This window comes from Streptomyces sp. NPDC005492 (assembly GCF_040605995.1).
Taxonomy (GTDB): domain Bacteria; phylum Actinomycetota; class Actinomycetes; order Streptomycetales; family Streptomycetaceae; genus Streptomyces.
The window spans coordinates 1-2,949 of record NZ_JBEXDX010000112.1 but is presented as its reverse complement, the minus strand read 5'-3'; the positions used below and the strand labels follow the sequence as shown (position 1 = coordinate 2,949).

Genomic DNA, 2,949 nt, shown 5'->3' with positions numbered 1-2,949 from the left:
AGGTCGAAGCTCTTCTGCGCGTACCCGGTGGCCTTGTTCAGGTTCGAGTACGTCGCGAGCGTGGTCGAACCGGCGGTGACCGTCAGCTTGTCGTATGCGGTACTGCTGGTGGTCTCCGCGGTGTCGATGTGCAGGTAGAAGGTGAAGGTGGCCTTGCAGCCGGACGGGACGGTCACCGACTGGGACAGCGTGTCGGTGTGCGAGGAGCCGTAGCCGTCGAGCCACGCCTTGTAGGAGCCGCTGTGGGCCGCCTCACCGGAGTCGGTGGTGATGACACCGCTGGTCGCGGTCCAGTCGGTGCTGCCGGACTCGAAGCCGGGGTTGGCCAGCAGTTGGGCGGAGGTGCATCCGCCGCCCCCGCCGGAGCCGACGGTCCAGGTGAAGGAGGCCGAGCCGGAGGCGCCGGTGGAGTCCTTCGCGGTGACGGTGACCTGGTAGGTGCCAGCGGTGGACGCCGTACCGGAGATCAGGCCGGTGGAGCTGTTGATGGACAGGCCGGTCGGCAGGCCGGAGGCGCTGTAGGTGAGGGCCGCGCCCGCGCTGTCACTGGCCGAGATCTGCAGGCTGGCCGAGCCGCCCGTGGTGGTGGACTGGCTGCCGGGGTTGGTGACGGTCACTGTGTTGCCGGTGCTGGTGCCGGAGGTGAAGGCGGCGGTGCCGTTCGGGGTGCCCCAGCCGGTCGGGCCGTCGTAGCCGGTGCCCGCGGTGCAGAAGTACGACGGGGAGCAGCTGCCGTTGTTGCCGCTGGTCACGTCGTACAGGTTGCTCGTGTGGGAGTAGGGGTACTTCGCCGGGTAGTCGCTCGCACCCGGAGTGCCCGCGAGGGCGTAGACGGAGGCGATGATCGGCGAGCTGGCGCTGGTGCCGCCGTAGACCGCCCAGCCGGAACCGCCGTAGGTGTCGTAGACCGCCACGCCGGTGGCCGGGTCGGCGACCGCGGAGACGTCCGCCTCCATGCGCTTGGTGCAGCCGGTGTCGGTCTGCCAGCTCGGCTTCGGGTCGTAGGCGGAGCAGCCGGAGCCGGTGCCTTCCGTGGAGTTGGTCTTCCACACCGACTCGCTCCAGCCGCGGGTGGTGGAGGCGGTGGTGAGCGCGGTGCCGCCGACGGCCGTCACGTACTGCGAGGTCGCCGGATACTCAGCGCCGTAGGCGGAGTCACCCGAGGAGACGGTGATCGCGACACCTGGGTGCTTGAAGTACGAGGTGTCGTCGCTGGTCTGGGACGAGTCCTCGCCGCCGCCCCAGCTGTTGGAGACGAACTTGGCCCCGAGTGCCACGGCCTCGTTCTCGGCGGCGCCGAGGTCCGCCATGCTCGCGGAGTTGGCCTCGACGAGGATGATGCTGCAGTTCGGGCAGACCGCGCTGACCATGTCGATGTCGAGCATCTCTTCACCGGCCCAGCCGCTGTCGTTGCTCGGCAGCGAAGTGGTGGAGCCGGTCTGGCTGACCTGCTTGAAACAGCCGTTGGCCTTGGTGCAGGACGACAGGCCGTACGTGGAGCGGTAGGTGGCCAGGTCCGACTCGGCGTTGGGGTCGTTGTAGGCGTCCACGATGCCGACGGTCATGCCCGAACCGGCCGTGGTGGGCAGGTTGTAGGCGCTGTGCAGGTTGGCCGGGGAGAGGCCGGAGGGCGCGGCGGCGAGCGCCGAGGCGAGGCGCTGCTTGATGTCTGTGCGGCGCTGGGCGAAACAGGACGCATGACCTGGCTCGGCGGTGGCGCACAGGTGCTGGGTCGACACCTTCTGGCCGGCCTTGCCGGTGGACTGGTAGGTCTGCCGCTCGGGGGCCGACAGTGCCTTGCTGTTCTGCGTGACCTTGGAGGTCTGAGGGTGCGTCGCGGCGGGCTGGGCGCCGGCCGTCGGCGCGGCGGTGAATCCGGCGACGGTCAGGGCGAGGGCGGGGAAGGCGACGGCGACGAGTCTTCGCAGACTCCGTCTCCGCCCGCTCGGGTGTGACTCACGCATGGGGAACTGCCTCCGGTTGACGTGGGGTATCGCGCTGGATGGGCAGGCCCGTGAATGCGCGTAGCGGCGGCGTAACCACGCAGTCATGAGCATGACACTCATTGCCTTTCACGCTGCATGAGTGTGACATGACAAGTAGCGAAGGGAATGTAGACCGGAACGGGTCCTACCGGGCAGTACCCGGCCGAATTCTTTACTTCTCCATAAAATGCGATTGACCCGCTCATGGGGGCGGCACGTGTTGGCCAGGGGGTGGGCCCAGAGCTGGCCCTGGTGGGTCTCGATGGCATCTTCCGTGGCGGGGCTGGAGTTTCGCGGCGCGCTCCCGGAGACGGTGCGGAAGACGAGGCCGGTGAAGAGGTTCATGATCCCGGCACAGGGAGCAGAACACTCGATCTTCTGGCGATGCTCGGGCTGAGACCACGGCACAACCGTTCCCGTACTCTTCCTCAGAGCCGCCGTGCAGGACCGGCGCCGAAGGGGGAAAGGGCAACCGCGAGGGAGACGGCATGGGAGCCGGTGACTGGAACGGGGTCGGCGACCGGCCCCGAGCCGAAGGTGATGGCGCAAACGACTACGGCCATCACTACGAGTACGCGTATCCTCCTGCGTCGGCACCTCACCCCGGCTACGGACCCGATGTCAATGCGGTCCATATCCCCTCGCCGGCCATGAGCGACGTGCACGCCCCAATGACTGATGCCGGACATGGCCCCGACCACGACCCGCGAGCGGGTGCCGGCGGTAACGGACACGCGCACAGCCACAGCCATGGGCCCGCCGCCCCCGTCTCCCGCCATCTGAGGAAGGTCATCGCGGCGATCCTGATCCCGTTCACGGTCGCGGTCGTGGTCGGAATGGTCGTGCTGTGGCCCGGAGGCGCTCCGTCACACAAGCGCACCGGGGTCGGCTTCGACCGGCAGACACAGCAGGCGACGGTCACCAAGGTCGTCAGCGTGAGCTGTGCTTCGGTGAACGCCTCGGG

The 2,949-nt window shown here is 68.4% G+C and carries 1 protein-coding gene and 1 pseudogene; one reads left to right on the top strand and one right to left on the bottom strand.

Annotated features, from left to right (window positions below; translation table 11 throughout):
- A partial coding sequence (locus ABZT04_RS45880) for a putative Ig domain-containing protein (RefSeq protein WP_356066670.1) occupies positions 1–1,964 on the bottom strand: 1,964 nt, incomplete at its 3' end.
- 509 nt (positions 1,965–2,473) lie between these two features.
- Between ABZT04_RS45880 and ABZT04_RS45875 the strand changes: the two are divergent.
- A pseudogene (locus ABZT04_RS45875) lies at positions 2,474–2,949 on the top strand (YibE/F family protein); the annotation flags it as partial.